Origin of the sequence: Streptomyces sp. UH6 (assembly GCF_013421635.1) — a bacterium.
Classification (GTDB): domain Bacteria; phylum Actinomycetota; class Actinomycetes; order Streptomycetales; family Streptomycetaceae; genus Streptomyces; species Streptomyces abyssomicinicus.
On record NZ_JACADT010000859.1, the window covers coordinates 1 to 2463 of the forward strand.

The 2463-nt window shown below is 72.7% G+C and carries 4 protein-coding genes; 3 read left to right on the top strand and 1 reads right to left on the bottom strand.

What is annotated here, in order from left to right; genetic code table 11:
• On the top strand, window positions 1-885 hold an 885-nt coding region (locus HW445_RS26785), incomplete at its 5' end, for a SpoIIE family protein phosphatase (protein WP_180223455.1).
• A complete protein-coding gene (locus tag HW445_RS26790; protein WP_180223456.1) occupies window positions 882-1175 on the top strand; it encodes an STAS domain-containing protein in 294 nt (97 codons plus the stop codon). The genes HW445_RS26785 and HW445_RS26790, both read left to right, overlap by 4 nt.
• Before the next feature lie 78 nt (window positions 1176-1253).
• Here the strand turns inward: HW445_RS26790 and map are convergent, their stop codons facing one another.
• Complete coding sequence (map, locus tag HW445_RS26795) at window positions 1254-2111, bottom strand: type I methionyl aminopeptidase (protein ID WP_180223457.1); 858 nt, start codon at window positions 2109-2111, stop codon at window positions 1254-1256.
• 87 nt (window positions 2112-2198) lie between these two features.
• On the opposite strand from map, the gene HW445_RS26800 reads away from it, so the two are divergent.
• Window positions 2199-2426 (top strand): hypothetical protein, encoded by a 228-nt coding sequence (locus tag HW445_RS26800; RefSeq protein WP_180223458.1) that lies wholly within the window; start codon window positions 2199-2201, stop codon window positions 2424-2426.
• The last annotated feature ends 37 nt before the right edge of the window (window positions 2427-2463 follow it).

The window sequence follows — 2463 nt, forward strand, 5'->3', positions numbered from 1 at the left end:
GTGATGGGCCAGCTGCGCAGCGCCTGCCGCGCGCTGCTGCTCCAGGAGGCGGGACCCGCCCGGACCCTGGCCGCGCTCGACCACTTCGCCGCGGGTGTCCCCGGCGCGCTGTGCACCACGTTGTTCTGCGGGGTGCTCGACCCGGCGACCGGGCGGCTGGTGTACGCCGGAGCAGGACACCCGCCGGGCATCCTGACCGGGCCCGACGGCCGGGTCACCCTGCTCGACCAGGGACGCGGACTGCCCCTGGCCGTCAGGCCCGGCGCCGAGCGCCCCGAGGCCGAGTGCGTGGTGTCTCCCCGGTCGACCCTGCTGCTCTACACCGACGGCCTCGTCGAGCGACGCCGCCGCCCGCTGAACGAGGGCATCACCCTGGCCGGGGAAGCGCTCCAGGCCGGGCGGAACCTGTCCGCCGACGCGCTCGCCGCGCGGGTGATGGAGCGGCTGGCCCCCGAGGACGGCTACGACGACGACGTGGCCCTGCTGCTGTACCGGCACCCCGGGCCGCTGGAGCTGACCTTCCCCGCCGAGTCCTCCCAGCTGGCCGTCACCCGCGGGACGCTGCGCGGATGGCTGCGACGCTGCGACCTGCCGCCCGGACTCGTCCAACGGGTGCTGGTCGCCGCGGGCGAGGCCTGCGCCAACGCGGTGGAGCACGGCCACCGGGACCACCCCGGCGATCCGGTCCGGCTCTGCGCGGCGGCGGGCGCGGACGAGATCCGCCTCACCGTCGAGGACAGCGGGCGGTGGAAGCCGCCCCGCCCGGAGGACAGCCGGCACCGGGGCCGCGGGATCGCGCTGATGCACGCCATGATGCAGGAGGTCGCCGTCACGCCGGGCGAGGCGGGGACCACGGTTCGGATGCTGACGAGGATCGAAGGATGACGCCGCTGACCGTGACCCCCGGCACCGGACCGGGCGGCACGCCGCTGCTGATCGCCACCGGCGAGATCGACCTCGCCAACGTCCAGGTGCTCGCCCGGGCGCTGGAGGCGCTCGCGGACACCGCCGGGACGGTCGTGCTCGACCTCACCGCCGTGGAGTACCTGGACAGCGCCGGGCTCAGCGTGCTGTTCCGCCACGCGGAGCGGCTGGAGATCGTCGCCCCGCCGCTGCTCGAGCCGGTGCTGACCTACTCGGGCCTGGCGGATCTGGCCGTGGTCCGCGCGCCGTAGCGCGTGGAGCCGTGCCGGCGTGGGCCTCCACCACCGTGGGCCCACGCCGGTGCGCTGCGCCGCCGGTGCGGTGCGGTGCTACGGCAGGGTGAGGATCTCGGCGCCCGTGCCGGTGACGACCAGGGTGTGCTCGAACTGGGCCGTGCGCAGGCGGTCCTTGGTGACAACCGTCCAGTTGTCGTCCCAGATCTCGTACTCGTACGTGCCCAGCGTCAGCATCGGCTCGATGGTGAACGTCATGCCCGGCTGCATCACCGTCGTCGCGTACGGGCTGTCGTAGTGCGGGATCACCAGACCGGAGTGGAAGGAGGTGCTGATGCCGTGCCCGGTGAAGTCGCGGACCACGCCGTAGCCGAACCGCTTGGCGTAGGACTCGATGACCCGGCCGATCACGTTGATCTGCCGGCCCGGCCGCACCGCCTTGATCGCGCGGTTCAGCGCCTCCCGGGTGCGCTCCACGAGCAGGCGGGACTCCTCGTCGACGTCGCCCACGAGGTAGGTGGCGTTGTTGTCGCCGTGCACCCCGCCGATGTACGCGGTGACGTCGAGGTTGACGATGTCGCCGTCGCGCAACACCGTCGAGTCCGGGATGCCGTGGCAGATCACCTCGTTGACGGAGGTGCACAGCGACTTGGGGAAGCCGCGGTAGCCGAGCGTCGACGGGTAGGCGCCGTGGTCGCACATGAACTCGTGGGCCACCCGGTCCAGTTCGTCGGTGGTGACACCCGGGGCGATGTGCTTGGCGGCCTCCTCCATCGCCTGCGCGGCGATCCGGCCCGCCACCCGCATGGCCTCGACGATCTCCGGAGTCTGCACCTCGGGACCGGTGTAGGGCGTCGGGGCGGGCTTGCCGACGTACTCGGGCCGCCGAATGTTTCCGGGCACGGATCGGGTGGGAGAAAGCTCCCCTGGTACGAGCAGCGACTGGGCAGACATGCCTGCGAGTCTAACCAGCGGGGCATACGGCATCAGGCCCGCGTTCGGCGGCGGCGGAAGCCGGCGGAGGAGAAGGAGACACGGAGCATGGCACTGTTCAAGAAGCGCACGGCCGGCAAGCCGGGCGAGTGGTACTACTGCCTCCAGCACAAGAAGGTCGAGGAGGGGCCCGAGTGCCCCGCGAAGGACCGTTTCGGCCCCTACACCACCCGGGGTGAGGCCGAGCAGGCCATGGAGACTGCGCGCGAACGCAACCTGGAGTGGGAGAACGACCCCAAGTGGCACGACTCCCCGGCGCGCGGCGACCAGGAGTAGCCGCGGCGGCGGGGAGCGGCGCCGGGCGTCACCGGCG

Bases quoted from the DNA above. Each gene is read 5' to 3' on its own strand.
- HW445_RS26800 (WP_180223458.1), top strand. From the start codon at position 2,199: ATGGCACTGTTCAAGAAGCGCACGGCCGGCAAGCCGGGCGAGTGGTAC.
- map (WP_180223457.1), bottom strand. From the start codon at position 2,111: ATGTCTGCCCAGTCGCTGCTCGTACCAGGGGAGCTTTCTCCCACCCGA.
- HW445_RS26790 (WP_180223456.1), top strand. From the start codon at position 882: ATGACGCCGCTGACCGTGACCCCCGGCACCGGACCGGGCGGCACGCCG.